Source organism: Rubritalea profundi (assembly GCF_002954445.1).
Taxonomy (GTDB): domain Bacteria; phylum Verrucomicrobiota; class Verrucomicrobiia; order Verrucomicrobiales; family Akkermansiaceae; genus Rubritalea; species Rubritalea profundi.
In genome coordinates this window covers 3,478,533-3,503,686 of the sequence record NZ_MQWA01000001.1, presented here as the reverse complement: position 1 = coordinate 3,503,686, position 25,154 = coordinate 3,478,533, and the positions used below count along the sequence as shown (strand labels likewise).

The window sequence follows — 25,154 nt, the reverse complement described above, 5'->3', positions numbered from 1 at the left end:
TTTATTATTATGTAACCTTTATCAAACCTCAACTTATAACCATAGTATCGTGCTAGAATTAAAAGACTTTTGTTTCACTATAGAAAAGGACGGCGAGCCAATCAATTTGGTCGACCGTGTAAATCTCAAAGTTCCTACAGGCCATTTCATGGCAATCGTGGGTCCCTCTGGCTGTGGTAAAACCACCTTACTCAATGCCATCGCAGGTCTCAACCACTTGTCCGAAGGTTCGATCTCTTGGATGGGACGAGATCTAGAGGAAGATGGCGATCTGGAACCCGCAGAGCTCGGCTATGTGCCACAGTTCTCAATCGCCTATGACGCGCTCACCGTCGACGAATCAATCGAAGCGGTCACCCGCTTGCGCGTCAAGACGCGTGACCTCGATGACCTCGATCTACGTATTGACCGCGTGCTCGAAGAAACAGGACTAACAGCCATTGCTGACCGCCAGGTCAAGGTGCTTTCCGGTGGTCAGAAGCGGCGTCTAGGACTCGCCATGGAATTGGTAACTGATCCCAAGTTATTGCTCTGTGATGAGGTCACATCTGGTCTCGATCCTCGCTCCGAACGTGACATTGTACGCCGCCTCCACGAACTCTCCCGACGCGACGGGAGAATCGTTATATCCGTTACTCATTCGTTGGCCCACCTCGAGCTTTACGATTCGGTCTTAGTTCTCCACGAAGGATGTGTGGCCTACCACGGACCGCCAGCTGGGCTTACCCATTACTTTTCTGTAGAAGACACCGAGTCCATCTACCCTCGCCTAGCGAAGCAAAGCTCAGAGAAGTGGCGTAAATCTTGGTTGAAACACTTCCCCGCCTTTTACAGTAAGATCATTCGCAATCGACTCAAATTGATTGAAGAAGGCAAACTCGTCATTCCTGAAGAACCCGTTGAGCTGGAGCCGGAAACCGCAGAAGAAAAAGAAATATCTGATCCAGTAATTGAAGACGTTCAGCTCGACGAGACTGAACTTCTCAACGCGTTCGAGGAGGAACTCGATAAGGAAGAGGGTAAAAAATCCTCCCGCAATAAACGCAAGAAAAGTAAAATCAAAGCTGCCCCGGAAAAAGACGAGGACGAAGAGAAATCTGAGGACGAAGACGATCTCGTTATGGAAGAACCCGAGCAGGTGCAGACCCCGGGATTTTTCAGTCAGTTTGCCACCTTGCTGAGTAGACGTACTAAAATTTTCTTCCGTGACCGCGGCCAGGTCTATCTGCAAGTCGCGATACTTCTTTGTTTCCCATGTTTAGTTGCGCTGTTTGGGCCACAAGGAAATGAGGCATTGCTCCAGTACCCTGATGCGATTGAGATGACCTCACAAAGCGCCGTCAAAGAATTCCAAACCATCGCTGAAAATAGGGCCAAAGTGGGTGGAGCTGTCTCGGGAATCATCATGTTCCAAGTTGTTTTACTCTCACTGATGGGATCCAACAATGCTGCCCGTGAGATTGCTGGTGAGCGTAAGATTCTAGAAAAAGAGAAATTCGGTGGTGTGCGTCCGCTCGCCTACCTCTGCAGCAAAATTGCCTTCCTGAGTTGTATGATCATTGTCCAATCCGTTTGGATGGCCATTTTCGTAGACCAATTTTGGCAATACCCCGAAGCTGCTGGATCTGGTGGATTCTTTAACCACATGACATTCTTGATCTTAGTCAATGCTGCAATGACATCAATTTGTTTAGGCATTTCAGCTCTGATGAAAACCTCTGAGCAAGCATCCTTGCTTTCGATCTATTTAGTTGGTTTCCAATTGCCGCTTTCTGGAGCAGTCCTCGCCTTGCCTGAAACGGTGGGAATGATCACCCGCCCGTTCATTTCAGCATACTGGGCATGGGGTGGCAGCATCGAGTCTCTCGATAACCGCTACCAAGCGGCGGTCAAAACGGTCACCGAAACCCCACTCGAATTCTCAGGCACCATTTGCCTCTACGTCCTCGGAATTCAAATTGCTTTTGGCATCATTGCCTCTTATATAGGCATCCGTCGTCACCAATGGGAGCACTAATGTGCTATATTGTGTGTAACTACCCCAATTCTTTACCCAAAGTTAAAAATACCTACCTCATTTATCATGGCTCGCAGATCTAGAAGAAAAAAATCAAGTAACCCAGCACCTGTCATTATTGGCAGTCTGGCAGCAATCCTCGTTATTGCATCGGCTTTGTCGTCCTCAAACGAGGAGACTCACCCAGCGCCAAGCAGTTTCCCTTAGAAACCTATGTGGAGAGCTGCAACAGCCTCCGCGGCAACGAGTATTCTATCAGTGGTGAAATCGTCGAAAATGCGCAACACGATCCGAACGTCGGGAAGTTTGTCTTCCTTAGAGTGGACACTGGAGACCAAGCCATTTCTCCTGACCTACCACAAAGCATCGGCATTATGGTGCCTAACTCAGTCAAGGGGCCAAACCTCGAGACAAAGCAGAACTACACCTTCGTCGTCGATGTAAAAAAAGAAGGCTCACTCGTAGCCTCCAGTTATACAGCACGCTAACCCTACCCCTCTTTTCACTTCATGAAATCATTCACAACTATCGCTCTCTACGTGGGTTTACTCGTACCGGCCACAGCCCAAGTACTCACGCCACCCAATGGTGCCAGCAACGTAACCAAAGGCGGTACCAGTAACGGTAACAACGGATCTGGTAACACCACGATCAACCGCCACGAGTCAGCCTCACCATCAGCTCAAGGTGGAGAAATCCCGATTGTCGACCCAACCTCGAAGACCTTTCAATTCCAAGGGCGAACCTACTCGATGACGGACAACAACCTTGGTGGTCAGTTCGAAGCTTACCTTGCCTCCCAAGATTTCGAATCTAAGGCGGCGGTAGAATACCACGAGAAGATCGAGAAAATTCAAGACTTCCTATCCCCGCTCAATCCAGGCGGGCCAAACCTCAAGTCAGCATACACGCTGCTAGAAGACGCGTCTAATTATCCAGGCGATGGCGGCATTTGTGATTCTTTAGCTAACTCAGTCTACTCAGGCCGACTTGCGATGAAGGGCATAGGCAACAAGAAAGAAGCCATAGCCAAACTCGAAAAAGAGCACAGAAGACTCGTCCACAACCTCAATGTCCTAGAAAAAAAAGGCACACTTGGTGGCACGACAACTGTCAAGCAAGGTAAGAAGACAACCACCTCGAAAGCGGCTCAATTTACTCAGTACAAAGTGATGCAGGAGCGCATGGCGGAGATCACTGACATTAAGAAAAAGTACGTAGCTACAGGCGTCATAAGTCTCACTCAATCTAAGGTTCAATACCAAGCGATGATGTTGCAGCTTTTCATCCAACGACGCTTTGAGCACGTGGTCATGTCAGCGCGTTTCTACAACATCATTTATAAAGATGGTGATCAAGCCATGCGTATCAAAAAAGGTTCTGACACTGAGAAATTTTTCAGCGAAGGACTTGGAGTCAATCCGACTGTTGCGGGGCTTGATGCAGCCGCTAACGAAGCCATCCGTAAATCTCAGACACTGATTAGCGCCTTTCAGAACAACATTGACAGCAACCGCATTCACGCAGCCTCAGAGCGCCTCGTCGAAGCCTTCCTCGTCGGCGAGTTTATACCATGCGTCCAAACCGTGTCGATGGGCATGAAAGAGCGTGTCCAGCAATATGTACAAGATGCTAACGATCTCGTCGAAGCGCTTTCAGCGAAAGAGTTGGCTCAAGCGACCGAACTCAACGAATCCCTCAAAACACAAGCTCGCGACTATAATCCATCAAAGGCCAACTCTTACATTGCTGCTCACAAACGCGCGTCAGACGGCCATGTGCGCGATGCCAAATTTGCGCTCTTTGAAAAAGACACATCGCGTGCAAAAGTGGCTATTGAAAATGCCATCAAACATTGGCCAGCCAACCCTACTATCCAAACCTTCAACGACAAACTCGATGAGCGACTCGATCAAGGAGAAGAAGATTCCGACACACTGACGCAGACTGTCAAAGAGTTTGATCGACTCCTCGCTGATAAAAACTACCGAGCCATCGTCGAAGAACCTCGTAAATCAAAGTTTGTTGTCGTCTTTGGTCAGACAAACGATGAACCCCGAATCAAGCAGCTCACCGAGATTGGCGAGTCGATCACGGAGATTGAAAAAGCCCTCGGTAAGTCACAGAGCCTAGTCGAGGCCGGTCAATCCTACGCCGCGTGGGAAGCAATCTTCGAGACCCAGAACAAGTACTATGACGACCCTAAGATCGCCAATGCCAAAGCACAGTTGATTGGTCAGGTTGGTAATTTCACTAACGCCCTCACTAAGGCTAAGAGACTAGAAGAAGGTGGTGCAACACCTCAGACAGGTTCAGCACTTTCATGGTACCTCAAGGCCCGCGACATTTACCCGCAAAGCCAATTTGCCAAAGAAGGACTCGAAAGAATTGTGAGCAAACAATTTGAGGCAGCCAACTAAGCCTTCCACTATAAATCTATTCCAGTAAAACCACCAATGAGTTGTTCTCATTGGTGGTTTTTTAATCCCTCCCTTTTGACTCAAGCACACGATCTACTAATACAGACGACGCGCATACCTGTCGTGATTTGCAAACCTCATAGTCGCGCAAAAATAGACTTGAAATCAATCTAGGCCGTTATAGTTCCCACCTGATACTTATCAACAAAAACGAAGCTCAAAAAACGCCTCCTCCAATTTACTTTTAAAATGAGATAGTGATAACGACCTCACTATACAGCCTCATTCCGATCGGCCAGTACACATGAAATCAAAATACATCCACTTAGTTGCGAACCTCATTTGCGGTCTAGCGCTTTGCTTTAACCAATCAGTTGAAGCCAGTTCTCTCCCCATCGATTTGAAAGAAAATCCCAATGTGACGATTATTGGCAACGGCCTTGGTTCACGTATGCAGCATTTTGGATTTTTTGAGACATCACTTTATTCTACACAACCAGCTGCGAACATTCGCTTTAGAAATTTATGCGACGACGGAAACACTGCAGGATTCCGCCCACATTCAGCAAGAGACAATCCATTCGCATTTGAAGGGGCTCAGTCATTTCACCCACCACTCTCCGAGCAAAAAGACCGCTGGGGGTCAGGCCACACTGGTAAAGGAACTTTTAAAAGCCCGGACTCTTGGCTTACTGAACTCAAAACCGACACGCTCATTGCATTCTTTGGGTACAACGAAGCTTTTTCAGAAGAAGCTGGAATTCACAACTTTAAAGGAGAAGTGTCCGCCTTTCTCAAACACACGAAGAGCCAACGCTACAATGGTAAGTCAGCACCAGAGATCGTCCTAGTCTCCCCCATTGCCTTCGATCCGAGCACCCAACCATCAGCCGATATAGATGCAGCTAGCTACAATAAATATTTAGAGCTCTACACTAAGGCTCTTAAGGAAGTTTCAGAGATAGAAGAAGTTGCTTTTATTGACATCTTTTCACCCTCAAAAAAGTGGTTTCATGAGGCACCTGAAACCCTCACACTCAATGGATTTCAGCTGAATAAAGATGGCTACAAGAAACTCTCACAAGAATTATCGACTCGCCTCACCGGGCAAAATATCAAGCTCGACAGTACAACTACTAAAAAAATCCACACTGCGGTACTCGACAAAAACTGGCTCTGGAACAACTACTATAAAATCCCCAATGGCGTGCACGTATTCGGTAGACGTCATAGACCATTTGGTCCAAAAAACTACCCGTTTGAGCTACAGAAGCTTAAAGAAATGCTCGATAACCGAGATCAAGCTATCACTGCCTTAGCCCAGAAAAAAAGGTTCGACCTCAAGACTGCTGATGCACAGACCAGTCCATTAGCTGAGGTCAAAACCAACTTCAAGACAAGCAGGAAAAATGGCAGTAAAACCTACCTTTATGGGGAAGATGCTCTGAAAAAATTTAGTCTTCCAGAGGGCTTCAAAATTGAACTATTTGCTTCTGAAAAAGAATTCCCAAATCTAGCAAACCCATGCCAAATGAGTTTTGACAGCAAAGGTCGCCTCTGGGTTTCAACCATGCCAAGTTACCCACACTATAAGGTCACAGATGAAAAACCTAATGACAAAATCCTTATATACGAAGACACTAACAACGATGGAAAAGCGGATAAAGAGATCGTCTTTGCCGACCAACTTCAACTTCCGACAGGATTTGAAATCACTCACAAAGGTGTTTATGTCTCCCAGGGCTCTAACCTTCTACTTTTAGAGGACACAGACAACGACGACAAAGCCGACAAGAGAACTGTGATACTTAGTGGCTTTGACGATCACGATACTCACCACGCCATTAGCTCGTTCAGTCAAGACCCCTTTGGTAACATTCTCATGAGTGAAGGCACATTTCTGCATAGTAATGTTGAAACCGCCTACGGTGTGCAGCGTAGCTCAAACGGAGGATTTTGGAGATTCAACCCGAGCACACAGAAGCTCGACAGATTAGCTAGGGTTTCGATACCAAATCCTTGGGGAATAACCTTTAACGTTTGGGGACAAGGGCTCTTCCTTGACACTTCAGACCCAAATGCCCGTTGGCTTACCCCTGCTTCTATCAAGGTGCCATACGGCTACTTTGCTCCCCTTCCAGCGAACTTAGTAGAAAAAAACCAACGAGTTAGACCAACCTCGGGCCTAGAGTTTGTCTCAAGTAGACACTTCCCTAGCTATATGCAGGGTGACTACCTCCTCAACAATGTGATTGGTTTTCGTGGCACCAAACAGCACACCCTAGAAGACGGCTCTGTTGGTTTTACTAGTAAGCACCGTCAGGACCTTGTGTCTTCGGATGACACCAACTATCGACCAGTTGACCTGGAGTTTGCTCCAGACGGATCTCTGTTCATTGTGGATTGGCATAATGTCCTAATAGGTCACATGCAACACAGCGCGAGAGATCCACTAAGAGACCACAAACATGGTAGGATCTACCGAGTCACCCACAAGTCTCTACCATTAGTTAAACCTTCTAAAATTGACGGCGCAACTATAGCCAAGCTCCTCGAGAACCTCAAACTCCCAGAATACCGTACTCGTTACCGTACGCGTACTGAATTACGTAAGTTCGATTCCACAAAAGTAAATTCAGCCCTTATGAGCTGGCTTAAAAAATTCAAAACCAATGACAGTAAATATGACAACTATCTCTTAGAAGCTTTGCTCGTCACATGTAGTTCAGACCATCCGAACCTAAAAATCCACAATCTAGCCATGGAGTCTAACAACTTCAATCTTCGCTGTGTCGCAGTCCGAGCTCTCGCTCAAACTCCACTTGAATTTAACAACCTTCAGCAAATACTTAACAAAGCTGCCAAAGACCCACACGGACGTGTTCGTCTAGAAGCCTTAGTCGTTGCGTCTCGACTTTCAAATCGTGTAGATCTAAACGTAATCCTCGGGCAACTACCTAATGATGACATCTGCGAAGATGCACAATTAAGTCCGGTCATTGCCACACTTCGTACATTAGCGAGCAATCAAACCATTACATCTAAAAAGGAAAAAATTAAAGTCCCTAAACATTTGAAAGGAAAGGACATTGCTCGATTTGCCAAAGGTCACGAGGTCTACCACAGAGAAGCCCACTGTGCTACTTGCCACCAAGAAGACGGTGAAGGCCTACCAGCAGCAATGTTCCCTCCTCTCACTAGAACAAAATGGGTTTTAGAAGATCAAGAACGCCTCATAAAGCTCGTAATCCACGGTTTACATGGACCTATCACAATCAAGGACAAACAATATCCAGGTCTCGTACCTATGAGTGGTTTCAAGGCTCTCACGGATCAAGAGATCGCCGACGTCCTCACCTTTGTACGCAATTCCTTCGGCAACAAGGCCTCCTCGGTATCACCCGCTCTAGTCAAAAAAGTGAGAGCTTACACTTCAGATCAAGAAGGCTTCTACGCTCCTGAAGAACTTCTTATACAGCACCCTCATAAAAAGTAGCAGCACTTTCACTACATGCGCTCAGGCACTTGGATACCGAGAAGGCCAAGTCCTTGCTGCAACACACGTCCAGTGAGTTCACAGAGCACCAACCGAGACTTACGTACATCTCCTTCGCTTTTAAGAACTTGGCAGGCTTCGAAGAAGCTGTGGAAGGCCTTCGCTAGATCTAGCAAATAGTTAGAAAGGATATTTGGCTTGAGGTCGTCGAGCACAGTTGGAAGCACCTCACCGAATTTCGAGAGCGTCCTAGCAAGATTGATTTCACCTTGTTCTGTGATTTGTAGACCGTCTGCGTCCAGAGTAACTTCCTCTTCTAACTTACGGAAGATCGCACGAACCCGCACATAACTGTACTGAAGGTAGGGTGCTGTATCCCCTTGCAGAGCGACCATCTTGTCTAGATCGAAAATGTAATCCGAGGAACGATGATGGCTAAGCTCAGTGAACTTTACCGAACCAATACCGATCATCTTCGCCAACTCATCTTTCTCCTCTACTGGAAGGTCACCGCTTTTCTCTTCTAAAACTGTGCGAGCCGATTTCACCGCGTCATCGAGGACGTCGGCTAGCTGTGGGAGATCGCCATCACGCGTTTTGAGCGGCTTACCATCTTTTCCTAGAATCGTACCGAAAGAAATGTGCTCAAGCTTGGCCTTACAGCCACGACGCTTGGATACGTCGAAGAGTTGTTGGAAGTGCAGGCTCTGGCGCGCGTCTACCACGTACCAGATTTTGTCAGCATTCCATTGCTTGAGTCGGTGATCGACTGTGGCAACATCCGTCGTGGCATAGTTGAATGCGCCATCTCCCTTGCGCACGATCATTGGGAAGTCAGACCACTCGCCATCGCGCTTTTCCTTGAAAGGATCTTGCTTTGGTGGGAGTTCTTCTCCTGAGAAAACACAAAGGGCTCCATCGCTCTCGCGGGCAAGACCTTCAGCTTCGAGAGCTTTCACCAAGGGTACCAACTCGCTATTATAATAGCTTTCACCTAGCCAATGGTCGAAGCTAACATCGAGTCGGTCGTAAATCTTATTCAGTCCCACTTTGGAAACCTCAACGCACTTTTCCCAAATGGCAAAATTCTCAGCATCGCCATTCTGGAGCTTCACTAGCTCGTCACGGCACTCATCTTTTATCGCTTCCTCTTCCTTGCAGAGCAAGTTGACGGCACGGTAGAGACGGAGTAATTCCTGAAGTGGATCAGCCTCAATCGCAACAGGGTCAATCAAGTTCTTCCAGCCATAAATGACCATGCCGAATTGAGTCCCCCAGTCGCCAATGTGGTTATCGGTTGTCACATTGTGCCCGAGAAATCGGCAAATGCGAGAAAGTGAATCGCCGATGATAGTCGAACGAATGTGCCCAACATGCATTGGTTTGGCTACGTTTGGTGCGGAAAAATCGACAACGATGTTCTGAGGCTCAGCCACACTGCCGACACCGAGGCGCGGGTCATTGATCAGCTGGCCAACCTTCTGGCTCCAAGTTTCTGATTTGATACGGAAGTTGATAAACCCTGGTCCCGCGATCTCAAGATCAGCGAGGTCATCGACCTCAAGCGCGTCAACTACCTGAGTAGCGAGCTCGCGTGGATTCATTTTTAGCCGCTTGGCCAATGCCATTGCAGTATTTGCTTGGTAGTCACCATGACGCACGTCAGCCGCAGCGAAAATCTTGACAGGAAAGCCCACTGGCAGGTCGATTCCAGCCTTGGACAATGCCGTGAGCAAGCGTGATTCTAATATTTCTAAAAGTGTGTTCATAAACAAAAAGTAAAAAAGCGACAGCCTCGGCCATCGCTATAATGAAAGTGAGTGTCTAATACGGTTAGCGTTCGCAATGAGTGCGCGACGGACGTGAACCGAGAATATCGATCACCTCTTCGCGCGTCTCCGCGTTGGCCAATTGCTGGCGCACTTCACAGTTATTAAAGAGTTTTGCAATCGCAGCAAGAGTCTGCAGGTGCATGTGGTAGCCCTTTTTAGGAACTACGAACAATAAGACAAAATTGACCGGCGCATTGTCGAGAGCTTCAAAATCGATTCCCTTTTTTGAACGACCGAACACAGCGACCACGTGGTCAAGCTTTTCAGAAAATGCGTGTGGGATCGCAACACCACTGCCAATGCCTGTACTAATCTGATCTTCGCGTGCGTGCAGGGCTTCGAGAACGTCATCTTTGCTCTCGCCCTTGAGGAAGTCATGGCGGTCTAGATACTCTACTAGTTCTACAATTGCTGGCCAGTGTTCCTCGGCTTTCATGTCGAGGATCACTTGGTCATTAGTCAATAAGCTCGCTAATTTCATAATGGATAGTGAGCCTCGACAGCTGCCACAGCTGGTATGCCAAGTGGCGAGGCGTGCTGTGGAGTATAAAGATTTCCCCGACAAATCAAGACCTTTCCTCACGCCACTGTCATGCAGAACTCATTCGCATAGAATCACTGGGCCCCACAAGAGCCTCACAACTCCATTTTCAGCTCGTCTTGCTTGCTTTTACTCTTCAAATTTATGATACGTAGATTGACAATCTAGAGGGTCATCGCCTACCAATAGGTCATGTCAACGGCACTTCCACCTAGACCCCGTCAGATTTCACAGACAAAAGCACATATTTGTATCGTCGCTTCGATCTATAATTCCGAATTTACCGATGCCTTGGTTGAGAATGCCACTGATGAGCTCAACAACATCCTCCCTCAGGCAACCATCAGCGTGGCTCGCGTCCCTGGCGCCTTTGAAATCCCTGTTGCCAGCTCTGCTCTGCTCCACGCAGAAGACACACCCATCGTGCTCATTGCTCTAGGTCTCATCATCCGAGGTAAGACCCAACACGGCGATCTCGTGGCAGAATCAGTCACCACCAGCCTCCAACAATTGGCGTGCGATACAAAAATTCCAGTGATTCATGAAGTTCTTCTTGTAGATGACGAGAAGCAAGCCTACGCACGATGCATCGGATCTCAACTCAACCGCGGTCGCGAAGCAGCACGCTCAGCGCACACGATGATTGAGTTGTTCTCCGAACTTGGCCTTCACCAAGATAAAAAAAAGAAATCAACACGATCTTATCCCAGCAATGCATAGTAGACGCGCCATCCGAGAATCCGCCATCCAGTTCCTTTATTGTTCAGATATAGAAGGCGGTGCGGACGCCGAAGAACTATCTGACACCTTCTGGGAACTTGCTCTTGAATCTGACAGCAACAAGCTTATCAAAGCTTCAGCCAAGGCTCTTTTGCACCTAAACCAAGGCCGTGAAGCCCGTCACATCAAGTTCGTCGACCGCAGCAAAGAGACTCTAGCAACTATCACTGCAGATCCAGATGCGGAGAAGCTCAAGACCACTTTCCAAGAGATACTCAAGCTCGAAAGCAAATGGCGAGCAACCATTGATCGAGTCCAGCGCCTCTACAACCCAGGTGTCGAAACTCCTGATTCTGAGCTCGATTCAGCCATCAAAGACATTTTCACACTCAACACGCAACTGACGGAGTCTCGCAAACGCTGGGAGCACCAACTTCAGGACCTCCCGTTCATCAACAAGCGCCTCGACGCTACTAAGTCTTTGATCAAGGGCCTGCAAAGAGTTTCAGATCGCATTATCATGGTGCAGAAACCTGAAGACTTTGCCGATCACCCAGACATCAAGCATATCCATGACACTGCAGAAAAGATGCATGGCTTCCGCAAAGAAGTAGACGGACTCACTAGCACAATTCTGAATAAGAAACCTGAGCTCGATGAAACTATCGAATCCGTGGTTGAGAACTACAAACCTGAGCGAATCGACCCAGTCGACCGCGCCATCCTCCGCCTAGGCACCTACGAGATCCTTCTGAAAGAAGAAATCCCAGCGCCCGTCACGATCAATGAATGCATCGAGATTTCTCGTCGCTTCGGCTCCAATGAGTCCTCACGGTTCATCAATGGCGTGCTCGATAAGATCGCGAAACGCGACTAAGCAATCACCACTCAATCTTGCAAAAGCCCACTCGCCACATCTTTGGTTGTGGGCTTTTCTGTTTTTACACAGACTCTTGAAATTGGTTGAGTCTGCCATATCATACTATTTACTGCCCGCTCCGTGACTCAGCATCCGGTCGCTGAAGCGACATTTGTACAATCATCGATAAAAAGAGAGGCATCATCGATAAAGATTTCCTTGATGAATGGGGCAAGATCTGACGATTATGACGGCGTCTCCCAACCGATCAGGAAACACAGTTTTCCAGCAAAAATCTCATGAGCAAATCTCCACGACTAATCCACCTAGACCGCATTCCAACTCAGCAGGCACTCATCCTGCCGGGTAGGCTTGATCACAGCGAGATGCTTGAGCTGGAGAAGCAACTGAATGGGCGCAAAATAATTTGGATTTGTGAAGAAAATGTTCAGCTCTCAAAGGCGACAGAAAACTTCCTCAACAAGCGTGAAGCCATTGCCTTTAGCGCTATGGACACCGGCCTAAAGGAAGTGGGGGCCAAACTTTCTGCTGATTTAGGTAGCACTGGAATCGCCATTTTTCTCCCCGGCGAGGTGTCGTGCCTTTCTGGAACATCAGTTCATATCACTGGCGAGACACTTATAGCTCTTTGCGCACTGGATCTCCCGACCCTACCACTCGCGGTCCACATACCAGCTGAATCATCACTAAGTGTAGAGAATTCCTCTTACTCGCCCTCAGCCATCCTCGTCTTTGGTCAGCTTTTAAAGGCTGACCAATGTAACCCGGCTCAATTACGCCAAGAGTTGCTCACAGCCTTCGAACAAGCTTTTTCTTCTAGAGCTTTCTTACAGGGGTCTCTCGGTTACGCCTTACTTTCGGGTTTGAAAAAGCATTCAAAAAACAAAGTCATTGATGGCACAAACGACCAAGAAAAATCATTTGAAATTATTCTTGGAGCCTCGCTCGCTTTTTCCAAACACATCCAAAAAGTAACCAATAAAAAGCGTGTGGGAATTATCCTGCCACCAGGCCCAGCTGGACTGATCGCCAACCTAGCAGTCATCTTTGCTGGTAAAGTCCCAGTGAACCTCAACTTCACGGCTAGCCTTACGGCCATCGATTCAGCCATCCGCCAAGCCGACCTCGATAAATTCATCACAGCCGACCCCTTCGTCCGTAAAATGCCAGATTTCGCTTGGCCGCCTAACCGCGACCTCATCTACATCGAACGAATCCTCCCAGAATTGAAAAAATCTATCACGCGTTGGGTGGTACTCTCAAAATTACTCCCCACCGCAGCCCTCGCTAAAATGGCGGGAATCTCAAATGATGGCGGTGACAAGGAAGCCGTCCTCCTCTTTACTTCTGGTTCATCAGGAGATCCTAAAGGAGTCCCTCTCTCCCACCGTAACGTCCTCGCCAATGTTTGCCAATTTGGCACACGACTCAACCTCCCAGAGAGATCTAACATTTTGGGATCTCTTCCATTATTCCACAGCTTCGGCTGCACCGTGACACTCTGGTTCCCCGTGATTGAAGGACTCAATCTCATCACCAATCCGAGCCCACTCGATTCCAAGCGTATTGCCGAACTCATCGAGCAATACAAGATCGTCCTGCTACTCACGACTCCCACCTTCCTCCGAGGCTACATGCGCCGAATCAAAGCTGAGCAACTTGAGTCACTTAAACTCGTTGTCACCGGAGCTGAAAAGCTTCCTAAATCACTTTCCGATACTTTTACTAAGAAATTCGGTATAACTCCACAAGAAGGCTATGGCCTCACCGAAACATCTCCGGCAACAAATGTTAACCTGCCCGATCCAGCTGAGGTAGCAGGACGCTCGTTCATCTCATCCTCTCGTCTAGGCACTGTTGGCAACTTCCTTCCCGGTATTGCAGTCAAACTAACTGATCCGTCTAACGACCAACCAATACCAATTAACAAATCCGGAATCATCTGGCTCAAGGGATCTAACATTTTCCCTGGCTACCTCAATAACCAAGAAAAAACCGACGAAGTTCTCGTCGACTCATGGTTCAAGACTGGCGACGTCGGCTATGTCGACTCCGATGGTTTCCTTACGATAGAGGGCCGCATTTCTCGTTTCTCAAAAATTGCAGGTGAAATGGTCCCTCATGAAACTGTGGAGGCAGCCATCAACCAGGCGCTTGAACTCGATGAAGAAACCGAACGTAAAGTCGCTGTTGTCGGCATCCCCTGTGAAAAGAAAGGTGAAGCCATCGCTCTTCTCTCAACCCTCGCAGGAGTGGCGCTTGAACAAGAATGCCTCGACCTCCGCTACCGACTCCTCGACCAAGGAATCCCCTCACTCTGGTGTCCTAAAATGATTATACCCGTCGAAGAGATTCCAATCCTAGCATCCGGAAAGCTCGATATCAAAGCCTGCGAACTCCTCGCCAAGTAGTTCCATCAGTCTGACCTTTATCCTCTCCCCTTCTCCTTTATCCTCTCCCCTTCTCATTTATCTTCTTTGAAAACACGCTTCGACGCCTTCATGCAGCACGCTCTGCATGACCCAAATCACGCTACTACGCCCGCAAGATTCGAACAGTTGGCCATCAAGGCGACTTCTCTACCACTGCCACTCTGAGCCCTACCTTGGGAGTTGCTATTGCAGCCCGTGCGTCACAATGGCTCAAAGAAAACCCTGGCAGCTTCCAGCTGATCGAGATTGGAGCTGGTGATGGATCGCTCGCCAAATCTATCATCGTCGCCCTCCCCTTCCTTCAGCGCCTCAAACTCCACTACCACATTGTCGAGACCTCTGAGCCCCTAACGAAAGTCCAACAGACCAAACTAAAAAAATCACGCGTCAGCTGGCACACCGACCCACGCTCAGCGATCAAAGCCTGTAACGGCAGAGCGCTCATCTTCTCTAACGAACTTGTCGACGCCTTTCCAGTACGCATCCTCCAGCGTGAAGAAAACGGTTGGAAAGAACTTCACTGGGATGGTAAAGAAGAGTCCTTTCACCCCCCTAACAGACTACCTGATTCCAGCGCTCTCGTTTCTGATCACCCAGAAAAATACCGCGTCGAAATTCATGAAGCCTACCGCGAATGGCTCGAAGAATGGATCACGGCATGGCGTGAAGGCGAGCTAATAACGATCGACTATGGCGACACCTATCCTGAGATCTACCACCGCCGACCGCAAGGAACGATCCGCGCTTTCCTCCTCCACCAGAACATCACTGGACCAGGCATCTACCAAAATGTCGGCCGCCAAGATCTCACTGCTGATGTCAACTTCACCGACCTTATCGAATGGGGCGAAGAGCTCGGACTGGAAACCGTCTCGCTGACAACCCAATCAGAGTTCCTCGAGCCTCATTCCCGTGGCACCACCCAAGACCTCTATCTACTCCACCCAGACGGCCCAGGATCTGCATTCAAAGTGCTCATCCAACGTCCTCGACCCTAGAATGCGAATCCACGTAGAAGCGTGCTTCCAGCCGCTTTTTTCTCATAACCAGTAATGCCGGCTTCAGAAGGCGGCTGGAAGCACACTTCTACGATTGCTTAGCCGTTTCACCCTTGCCCAGCGTCACACAATATGCAATGTAACTACAGCTACTTTGAATATTCCAAATTCCATCACCGTCTTCCGTCTGGTCCTCACTGCATTGTTTATTGCAGCGGCATCATTTGACTCACCGTGGGCGTACCACACCGCACTTGTGACCTTTGTGATCGCAGCTATTTCTGACTGGCTCGACGGCTACCTCGCCCGCAAGCTCAACCTCGTCACCTCACTCGGAAAACTGCTAGACCCCTTAGCTGACAAAATTTTGGTCGCAGCGGGCTTCATTTACCTTTCCGTTCAAGGATTCTGCCCAGTCTGGGTTACCTGCATGATCATTGGACGAGAATTCATGGTCACGGGCTTGCGTCAAATTGCAGTGGAGCAAGGCAAAGTCATCGCAGCAGACAGACTGGGTAAATGGAAAACCACCTTCCAGCTCATTTTTGTCATCGGCAGCCTTAGCCATATCAGCTTCGCCACGCTCGATCCTGCAAACCCGCTCGTTTCATTGTTAGTTTGGATTGCCGCTCCCGAACATGCTATCATACCAACTACGCTTTGGATAGCCACAGCCCTCACTCTCATTTCTGGCTATAACTACATTTATAAAAACCGCGAGCTCCTCCAGCGTTAGGATCAATCACCCTTTTTGGACATGACCACACTCATTACAAACGCTCACATCGTGTCACCAGATGTAGAGATCGAAAATGGTACCATCGCTATCACAGATGGTATGATTTCTGCAGTCTACGAGGCTGGTGAAAAACTCCCTGCAGCTGACTCCACTTTTGATGCCAAAGGCCAATACGCATTCCCTGGATTCATCGATATCCACGCACACGGCGCTGACGGCAAAGACGTTTGCGATAACAACCTCGAAGCAGTTCGCCACATTGCTAAGACTAAGCTCCGCGAAGGAGTCACCACTTGGCTACCAACCACACTCACTCAGCCTCAGGAAAAATTACTCGAAATTGCTGAAAAAGTGGCACAGTACAATGCCAACCAAGAGTTCGTTAAGACCCCAGGCCTCCACGTTGAAGGCCCATTCATCAATGTCTCCAAAGCTGGCGCTCAAAACCCAGAATTCGTCCGCGAGCCAAACATTGAAGAGCTCAAGCAGATCCACGCGATCGCTCCAGTTCTCATTTTCTCTATCGCTCCATGCCAACCCAATGCCTGCGAAGTGATCGCTGGCGCTAAGGCTCTCGGCATCTACTCATCCGCAGCGCACTCAGCAGCAACATACACTGAGATGCTTGCAGCTAAAGAAGCTGGCCTCACCCACCTCACGCACTACGGCAATGCTATGACTGGCCTCCACCACCGCGAAATCGGCATGGTCGGAACCGGCCTCATCGACGACGACATCAAAATCGAGCTCATCTGCGACGGTATCCACCTCGCTCCAGACTTCGTGAAAATGGTTTTCAAGTTAAAGCCGATCGAACAAATCATCATGATCACTGACTCCATGGCGGGATCTTGGATCAACAATGGCGAATGCTCACTCGGCGGCCTCGAAGTCGTCGTTAATAGCAAGGTCGCTCGCCTCAAACACGGCGGCGCACTTGCAGGATCTGCTCTCGTGTTTGACGAAGGAGTCGGAATTGTAGCCAAAATCACTGGCCTACCACTCCACCAAATCGTCAAAGCAACTTCATGGAACCAAGCTCAGTCACTCGGCCTTGAGAATCACGGAAAGATCGAAGCTGGCTTCACTGGTGACATCGCTATCCTCAGCAAAGATTTCAAGTCCACCGCGACCTTCGTTGACGGTGAACAACGCTTCTAAGTCACAACTTAGAAAATCTATTCTCAAAAAGGGAAGGTCATAGGACCTTCCCTTTTTGCGATATGGAATAGTTAATCATCAGCCCAGTCGATCAAGCGATACGTATAATCGATTTCTCAAAGGAGCCATTACTGTTAATATAGAAGGCATGATGAAATCAATTTATGCATCCCTGCTACTTAGCTCCAGCTTTCTAGCTGCAGAAACTCCAGATCTACAAACGCTACTTGAGCAGGGAAAGTTCGAGCAAGCCATCAAGAGTCACGCTGAAACACCGAGCAACCAAAGCACATTTACAAAGGCGCTCAGTCAACTCTCAACAAGTGTGGAAGATCTACAGCAAGGCTTCTATAAATATGGTTTCGAACTGAATAGTAGCACTGCAGGCATTCAATCCGTAGCCCCAATCCCTCATAATCCGAACCCTGAAATCGTAGACTATCAAGAAATAAGACAGCTCATAGAAACATTCCACCAAGACCTTCATGCGATTGAGAAGACTGTGACTACTATAGGTGAAGACGAATTCCACCTACCACTAGACCTCACCAAAGTACGATTTGACATCGATAACAATGGGGAAAGAACAGAGATGGAATCCTCTGTCGCGCTCTTCCTCAGCATCGAGTCCAATAGCAGAATGACTCAGAGACAAATCGATGAGATGAAAAAAATCGATGGAACTATTGGTTTTGATAAAAGTGACCTCATTTGGCTCAAAGGCTATATCCAAGTAACCCTAGGAGCAACCGACTTGCTCCTAGCCCATGACTTCGAGCACCCATTCAATGCCATTTCTGGCAATCTTTTCCAAAAGCCCAAAAATGCCCTTAGCACAATTGGGGCTGATGACGAAAACTACGGAGACATAGCCAACCTCATCGCTGCGTTCCACCTGTCCAAAATGAAAGTCATCGAACCAGATCGTCTCAAGCAGGCTCGCCAGCACCTCCTCAACATGGTCGATTGCAGTAAACAAATGTGGCTGTCGATCCAAGCTGAGACCGACAACAATAAAGAATGGCTTCCATCACCAAAGCAACAATCAGTAACTGGAGTAAAAATTACTGCTGCAATGATCAAAGATTGGCACAAATTTCTAACTGAATACCAAACCATCCTAAATGGCGATAAACTTATCCCTCACTGGCGCTTTAAAAATAAAGGAATCAACCTCAAACGCGTGCTAGAAGAAAGCACAGAAACCGATGTCGTTCTCTGGGTCACAGGACACGCCGCCGAGCCCTTCCTAGAAAAAGGTGAACTCACAAACGATGGACTCTGGAGGCAACTAAACCAAACCTTCAACGGTAACTTCTTAGGCATGTCATTTTTTATAAATTAGCTCACACAGTACGACAAAAAATGTAAACCTGCTATTTTATGAGGGTATTCTCAAGCTGAAACCTACGATGCCATACAGAATTACAAAATTACTCAAAATCTACCGCATGAATAGCTTTCACATAAGAGACAAACTTTGTGAATCCTGAGAAATTGTGATCATTCTATATGAACATGAGGCTTGGCTAGGTTTGGTTAGAAACTGCGAAACTGTGATTAGTCGCTAGATCATCTCCGCTTAAGCAGTATTCGTGGTCGGACTGTTTCATCATCCAAGCCTTTCGAATATTTCGCGTTTTTCGCGTTTTTCGCGTTTTTCGCGTTTTTCGCAGTAAAATAACTCCCCACATCACGAGTTTCAAAAAGCAGCCGAAAAATTCTCGCTTGCTCTCTAGCGTTTCATCCTTTAAATGTGTTTTCATTCATGCGTTCATTTTTCGCCATATTCAGCCTTTTACTCTTGGTATCTATCCAAGCGGTTGATGCGTGCTGTGACCATGACTCGGGTGTCCACGCCCATTTGGAGAAGGTCTCTGATGGGATGACTGATCAGATGTCTGAACACATCCATCACCACGATGGCCCGTGTGGATGTGTTTGCCACCAGAAACTCCCTACTGACAAGAGCTCTTTCCCCACACCACGAGTGGAGGTCGAGCCACTGCCAAAGCTCGAAGTATGCGATTGGAATAGCTGTCCCGATCACCTCTCTCCCCCGAGCACTGGCCCGCCGCTTGCTGAAAAACTTTCTCTCCCCCCGTCTAGTGCTGCTGAAATCTGTTCACAGCACTGCCGCTTTCTTCTTTGATCTCCTCCTTGATTAGGAGATTCGTGTCCATTTCTTGACTCTGGACACAGTCTACATACCCAGCCTCTAGCAACATTTCTGAGAGGCTCGCCAATTCACTTTCTCACTCGAAGAGATATTTAGACAAAATTAGAATTTATTCACAAATCTCAGCCAACGTTGGCAAAATATTTCATGAAAGCATTTACTATAGGACTCACACTCAGCGGAGTCATTTTCCTCAATTCCTGCAGCGACTTTAGCGGACTCAACATCGTCACCGCTACAGTAGAAGATCCAGACATGTCACTAGGCAACACTGGATCTATCGACCAAAGCAGTAATCTCACTCTCAAGAAAATCTCAACGCGTGTCAGTGCAAACAATCCACAGCTACGAGCCGCTCGATTGCGCATCAATGAGGCTCAAGGACAAGTGGTGCAATCTGGCAGGTTATCCAACCCTGAGCTTGAACTCGACCTTAACAAAAACGTGAGCAGCTCTGAAGGTGGACTCGAAGTCACCTTTGCTCAGCGCTTCCCGATCACCAACAGGCTGAGTGTCGAAAAGCGCATCTCTAACCAGCAACTCAGTATTGCAAAAGAAGAGGTCAAGGTTGCTCAAAAGGCTCTAACCTCGAAGGCTCAGGAACTTGCTATCGAAATCCTTCACAACCGACAGCGGGCACAATACTTAAAGAAGCAAAGTGCCTTGCTCGATGAGTTTGCCAACTTCATCGATGATGCCGCCCAGCTTGGCGAGCTCTCACCCCTCGATGCCAACCAAGCCAAGATCGAGTCCGCGACACTGAAGTCAGAACTTTCTAGGATTGAAACGCGCGAGAATATTTCGCTCAACAAGCTCAAAGCCTACATTGGCCTTCAGCCTAATCGTCCTCTGCAACTTTCAGGTAACTTGCCCAACGCCACCATTCCGTCGTCCAACCTGGCCCTCAACAACCGTCCTGAGTACCGAGCAAAGTTGTTAGAAATAGAGCAAGCCAAAGACAACATTGCTCTGCAAAAAGCGAATCGCTACGAAGATATCGAGGGTCGACTATTCACCAGCTTAGACAGAGAAGAAGACGCGCCCGAAGGGCTTTCGAACGAAGGAACCATCGGTGCTGGCATCAGCATTCCTCTCCAGTTCTACAACAAGAACGAAGGGAATATCCAAACTGCTCGAGCTCAAGCTTCCCGAATGGCTGCCGAGAAAACTGCCTTAGCTCTAGAAATCCAACAACAGGTCGCCACCGAGCGTGCCAAAATGAAAAGCTGGCTGGCTCAGACTAGTAAGCTCACCAAGAACCTCATTCCTCTTGCTGATGACAATGCAGAGCAACTAGATAAAGCCTACCGCAACGGTCAAGCCCCTTTCACATCTGTGCTTAAAGCTAGAAGCCAGCAACTAGAGCTTCAGTCGCAAAACATCGATAACCTCGAGGCCTTCCATAAAGCCCGAGTCCGCTACTACGCAGCCATCGGCCGTGAACAGTCAGCACTCTAATTTTCCACCAATCCATTCAAATCAATATGAAATTGAAATCCATTCTCTCGCTCATCACCGCCGCACTTCTTTCCAGCACTTGGGCTGAAGAAGCTGTCGATGCAGCAAACACCATTATCCTCTCAGAACAGGGAGTCAAAAATCTTGGCATACAATCAGCCAAGGCTAAAAAAGCAAATTTTGAGGACAGCGTATTTGCCATCGGTCACATCAAGCCCATCCCTAACAGGCACTCTGTCATCAGCACACGCTTCTCTGGGCGCGTGGTCCAAACTCCGCCTATCGTTGGTGATATTGTGGTGAAAGGCCAAGTTCTGCTTAAAGTAGAAAGCCGCCAACCTGGCTCACCGCCACCAGTCATTGATGTAAAAGCTCCAGAAGCGGGAATCATTTCAAAAAGCCATGTTACCCTCGGACAGCCTGTCGATCCCTCACAGGAACTGATGGACATTGTAGACCTTAAACAAGTGTGGGCAGTTGCGAGTGTTCCTGAGAGTCAGGCTTCAAAACTCAAGATCGGGACCACAGCTCACATCAAAGTCATCTCGCTAGGCGGTACCAGCTTCGACGGAAAACTCATCCGTATGGGCTCAGAGGCCAATCATGAATCAGGAACACTGGAAGCCATCTTCTTGCTAGACAACCCAGGACTCAAACTCCGGCCCAATATGAGGACTGAATTCTCGATCGTTTTAGACGAAAGAAAAGATGTTATCTCAGTACCACGCAAGGCACTGCAAGGTGACGCAGCAGACCCCTATGTATTTGTAAAGCACTTCGACCTGCCCAATGCTTTCGTCAAGTGCCCTGTGGTTGTCGGCGAGCGCAATGATCGCTATGTGGAAATCAAGTCAGGCGTCACGAGATTTGATGAAGTCGTCACCAATGGAGCCTACTTTTTAGGCTTTGCCCAGGGTGGTGGAATCTCACTCAGAGATGCTCTCGATGCAGCACACGGTCATAAACACAACGAAGATGGATCTGAGCTCAATGCTGATCAAAAAAATGCGCAGGAGGTCGGACAAGATGGAATTTCTGCGGAAGGTGCCATGAGTTGGACCTCCCCCATCGTAATCTTTCTGATAGTCTCTAATGCCATCACGCTGGTGCTTCTCACTATTGTAACGATCAAAAAGTCTCAGTAAGCATGCTCAATAAACTTATTCGCTTCTCTCTCGGGCATCGCGTCATCGTCCTAGCCATTGCCTTTTTGGTATTGGCTCTGGGATTCCAGAAGACCATGTCGCTACCCGTTGAGGTATTACCAGATCTAACAAAGCCAACAGTCACCATCATGACTGAGGCTGCTGGGCGTGCTCCAGAAGAGGTGGAGCAGCGCATCAGCATGCCGTTAGAGCGTTCTCTAGTGGGAGTCACAGGTGTGACCCGTGTCCGATCCATTTCTGACATTTCGCTTTCACTTGTCTACGTCGAGTTTGACTGGGACACAGATATTTATAAAGCCCGACAGTTCGTGCAAGAACGCCTGCAGTCGGTCGAGCTGCCAGACGAAGTAGTCCCTACATGACACCAGTGGCCTCATTGATGGGGGAAATCATGCTAGTAGGAATCTCTTCCGAAGACGGCAGCATGGAGCCTAGCGACATCCGCACCTATGCGGACTGGACAGTGCGCAGGAAACTTCAGAGTCTCCCCGGTATCGCTGAAGTGCTCTCGATGGGTGGTGGAATCAAACAGATTCAAATCCTCCCAGACCCTAACAAGTTACTCTCACACGGAGTCACCTTCGACGAACTCCACCAAGCGAGCAAGCAAGCAGCGAGCACCTCCACTGGCGGCTTCATCTCATCTGAGTCACAGGAAATCATGATCCGTAACTTGGCCATGACGACCGATCTCAAGGAGCTTGGTAAGACAGTCGTCAAAATGCTAGATGATCGTCCAGTAACCATCGCTGACGTCGCTGAGATCAAATGGGGCATTGAACCCATGCGTGGTGATGCTGCAGTGAATGGCAGAAAAGGCGTGGTGATGAGCATCACAAAATCTCCAGGATACGATACGATCAAGCTCACTGATCAAGTGGAAGAAATCCTAGCAGAGCTACAAGATCAAGCACCTGAAGGAATCCTACTCGAGCCACTTTTCCGCCAGAAGAGCTTCATCGATCTAGCGATTGATAACCTGCTCGAAGCTATCCGTGATGGCTCTATCATGGTTGTGATTATATTGTTCATCTTCTTGTTCAACCTTCGAACCACCTTCATCACCCTCACTGCTATCCCGCTATCCTTTGCGATCACAGCTATCGTCTTTTCTTTTGCTGAGTTGAGTGTGAACTCTATGACCTTGGGTGGTATCGCTGTCGCCATCGGTATCGTTGTCGATGATGCCATTGTTGATGTGGAAAATGTGTTTCGAAGATTGCGTGAAAATGCATCTCTCGCCACTCCCTTGCCAAGGTTAGAGGTCATCGCCAAAGCGTCTGGAGAAGTTCGAAACTCCATTCTCTATGCTACCTTATTTATCATCCTAGTATTCATCCCACTGCTTTCTTTAAGTGGTGTAGAAGGACGACTTTTTACACCGATCGCTTTAGCGACAATGGTCAGTATGGGAGCATCCTTCATAGTATCTCTCACAGTCATCCCAGTACTTTGTTCGCTGTTCTTGCGCCCTAAGCCAGGCAAAGAACATAAGGAAGGATTTATTGTGAGAGGTATGAAATGGATTTTTGAAAAGACATTCCTAACATACTCACTCAGAGCTCCAGCTGTCGTACTCGCATTCGCTCTCATGGCGCTCACGGCAGCAGCATTGCTTTATCCTAAGTTAGGAAAACAGTTCCTTCCTGAGTTCAAAGAAGAAACCATCGTGGTAGCTATGACTGCCAGCCCAGGCACCTCACTTGGCCAAACTAGCCAAATCTCTGCTGTGGTGGACAAGCTATTGTTAGATATGGAAGACGTAAAGTCAGTCGGCCATCGAGTCGGCCGCGCCGAGCGTGGTGATCACGTAGTGCCAGTATCGACAGTGGAGTTTGACATCGAGCTAGAAGAGAATGACACCCCACGTGGTGAGATAACTGACGAAATCCGAGAAAGGCTCAGCAGCAAAAATCTTCCTGGAACTTTTAGTGTTATTTCAGGTCCTCTTAAAGACAGGATTGGTCACATGCTCAGTGGTGTGCCAGCCAAGGTTGCTGTCAAATTATTTGGTCCTGACCTCGCAACTCTTCGAGGGATGGGCACAGAGATCCAAAAGATTTGTAAAGAGATCCCAGGGCTAGAAACCGCCAGTATCGAACAACAAGCACCAATCCCCCAATTGCGGATAGAGGTCGATCGTGATCGTGCCCTGGCGTACAACTTCCGCCCAGCTGCCGTCAACGACCAACTCTCCACTCTACTTGGAGGCTCCACTGTCGCTGAATTATTTGAGGGCGAACGTAGTATCGACTTGGTCATGCGCTTACCTGAAAGCTGGCGTGAATCACCGCAAAACCTTCACGAACTCATGCTCACCAATGATGATGGACAAAGAGTTCCACTGAAAGCGATTGCTGAAATCCGTAATGCCAAGGGACCAAATGTGATCAAGCGCGAGAATACTCGACGTCGATTTGTGGTCAGCATCAACCCCACCGGCAGCGACCTCGAATCCATGATCAACACCCTAGAAGATCGGATCAATGATGAGGTCATGTCACAAAGTAGATATAAAGAATACGACATGAGTATCGAAGGTGAATACCAGGCGCAAAAGGAAGCGTCTTCGACTATTTTCAAGGCCACGTGTGTCGTTTTGTTAATTATAGCACTCCTACTCTACACTTATTTTGGAACCATTACATTCGCCATCCAGGTACTCTGTGACATCCCATTAGCATTGGTTGGTGGGCTCGTATTCACTTGGATGACGGTCAACAACATCAGCATCGCGACACTCGTTGGCTTCATCGCCGTAGCCGGTATCGCTGCCCGCAATAGCATTATGTTGATCTCTCACTACCTCCACCTGATGAAACACGAGGGTGAAGGTTTCACCCGAGAGATGATCGCACGCGGAACTCAAGAACGGCTTGTCCCCGTTCTCATGACCGCTCTATCAGCTGGCTTGGCACTTATTCCACTCGTCATCGCTGGCGATCAACCAGGTAAGGAAATCCTCCACCAGTAGCCATCGTCATCACCGGCGGTCTCGTGTCTAGCACCATTCTAGGACTTGCTGTCACTCCAGCATTTTTCTACCTCTTCGGTAGAAAAGCTGCAGAAAAATCAATCGCCAACAACGCTCCAGCAGCGGGCTAACAAGCTCACT

General features: G+C 48.3%; 15 protein-coding genes and 1 pseudogene. 14 read left to right on the top strand and 2 right to left on the bottom strand.

The annotated features are described in order from the left end of the window. The 4 genes from BSZ32_RS15375 to BSZ32_RS15360 form a co-directional block, all read left to right on the top strand. Positions 1–2,017: ATP-binding cassette domain-containing protein (locus BSZ32_RS15375; protein ID WP_240610655.1), on the top strand; the 2,017-nt coding region annotated here is incomplete at its 5' end. Between the two features lie 215 nt (positions 2,018–2,232). Beyond that, on the top strand, positions 2,233–2,505 hold the full coding sequence (locus tag BSZ32_RS15370; RefSeq protein WP_105044232.1) for a hypothetical protein: 273 nt from the start codon (positions 2,233–2,235) through the stop codon (positions 2,503–2,505). A gap of 21 nt (positions 2,506–2,526) precedes the next feature. Further along, positions 2,527–4,437, top strand: coding sequence for a hypothetical protein (locus BSZ32_RS15365; protein WP_105044231.1), 1,911 nt, complete (start codon positions 2,527–2,529; stop codon positions 4,435–4,437). Positions 4,438–4,741: 304 nt separating this feature from the next. Further along, a complete protein-coding gene (locus BSZ32_RS15360; protein WP_105044230.1) occupies positions 4,742–7,933 on the top strand; it encodes a PVC-type heme-binding CxxCH protein in 3,192 nt (1,063 codons plus the stop codon). An 11-nt stretch (positions 7,934–7,944) separates the two neighbouring features. Here BSZ32_RS15360 and argS read toward each other — a convergent pair whose 3' ends face one another. Beyond that, positions 7,945–9,702, bottom strand: coding sequence for an arginine--tRNA ligase (gene argS / locus BSZ32_RS15355; protein WP_105044229.1), 1,758 nt, complete (start codon positions 9,700–9,702; stop codon positions 7,945–7,947). 64 nt (positions 9,703–9,766) lie between these two features. Then, positions 9,767–10,246, bottom strand: a complete 480-nt coding sequence (locus BSZ32_RS15350; protein ID WP_105044228.1) for a PTS sugar transporter subunit IIA — start codon at positions 10,244–10,246, stop codon at positions 9,767–9,769. Between the two features lie 252 nt (positions 10,247–10,498). On the opposite strand from BSZ32_RS15350, the gene ribH reads away from it, so the two are divergent. From ribH to BSZ32_RS15290, 10 genes and pseudogenes are all read left to right on the top strand, one after another. After that, on the top strand, positions 10,499–11,026 hold the full coding sequence (gene ribH / locus BSZ32_RS15345; RefSeq protein WP_105044227.1) for a 6,7-dimethyl-8-ribityllumazine synthase: 528 nt from the start codon (positions 10,499–10,501) through the stop codon (positions 11,024–11,026). Next, positions 11,019–11,903: a transcription antitermination factor NusB gene (nusB, locus tag BSZ32_RS15340; protein WP_105044226.1), complete on the top strand. Its 885-nt coding sequence runs from the start codon at positions 11,019–11,021 to the stop codon at positions 11,901–11,903. Before ribH ends, nusB begins: the two co-directional genes overlap by 8 nt. 281 nt (positions 11,904–12,184) lie before the next feature. Further along, a complete protein-coding gene (locus tag BSZ32_RS15335; RefSeq protein WP_105044225.1) occupies positions 12,185–14,317 on the top strand; it encodes an AMP-binding protein in 2,133 nt (710 codons plus the stop codon). Between the two features lie 194 nt (positions 14,318–14,511). After that, positions 14,512–15,336 (top strand): SAM-dependent methyltransferase, encoded by an 825-nt coding sequence (locus tag BSZ32_RS15330; protein ID WP_165788884.1) that lies wholly within the window; start codon positions 14,512–14,514, stop codon positions 15,334–15,336. Between the two features lie 154 nt (positions 15,337–15,490). Beyond that, complete coding sequence (gene pgsA, locus BSZ32_RS15325) at positions 15,491–16,072, top strand: CDP-diacylglycerol--glycerol-3-phosphate 3-phosphatidyltransferase (protein ID WP_165788883.1); 582 nt, start codon at positions 15,491–15,493, stop codon at positions 16,070–16,072. Between the two features lie 21 nt (positions 16,073–16,093). Further along, a complete protein-coding gene (gene nagA / locus BSZ32_RS15320; protein WP_105044222.1) occupies positions 16,094–17,236 on the top strand; it encodes an N-acetylglucosamine-6-phosphate deacetylase in 1,143 nt (380 codons plus the stop codon). A gap of 148 nt (positions 17,237–17,384) precedes the next feature. Further along, complete coding sequence (locus BSZ32_RS15315) at positions 17,385–18,581, top strand: hypothetical protein (RefSeq protein WP_105044221.1); 1,197 nt, start codon at positions 17,385–17,387, stop codon at positions 18,579–18,581. A 981-nt stretch (positions 18,582–19,562) separates the two neighbouring features. After that, positions 19,563–20,873 carry a TolC family protein gene (locus BSZ32_RS15300; RefSeq protein ID WP_105044218.1) on the top strand — a complete coding sequence of 437 codons (1,311 nt, stop codon included), beginning with the start codon at positions 19,563–19,565 and terminating at the stop codon, positions 20,871–20,873. A gap of 26 nt (positions 20,874–20,899) precedes the next feature. Then, positions 20,900–22,018 (top strand): efflux RND transporter periplasmic adaptor subunit, encoded by a 1,119-nt coding sequence (locus BSZ32_RS15295; RefSeq protein WP_105044217.1) that lies wholly within the window; start codon positions 20,900–20,902, stop codon positions 22,016–22,018. Positions 22,019–22,020: 2 nt separating this feature from the next. Next, positions 22,021–25,013: pseudogene (locus tag BSZ32_RS15290) on the top strand (efflux RND transporter permease subunit). Positions 25,014–25,154 lie beyond the last annotated feature (141 nt).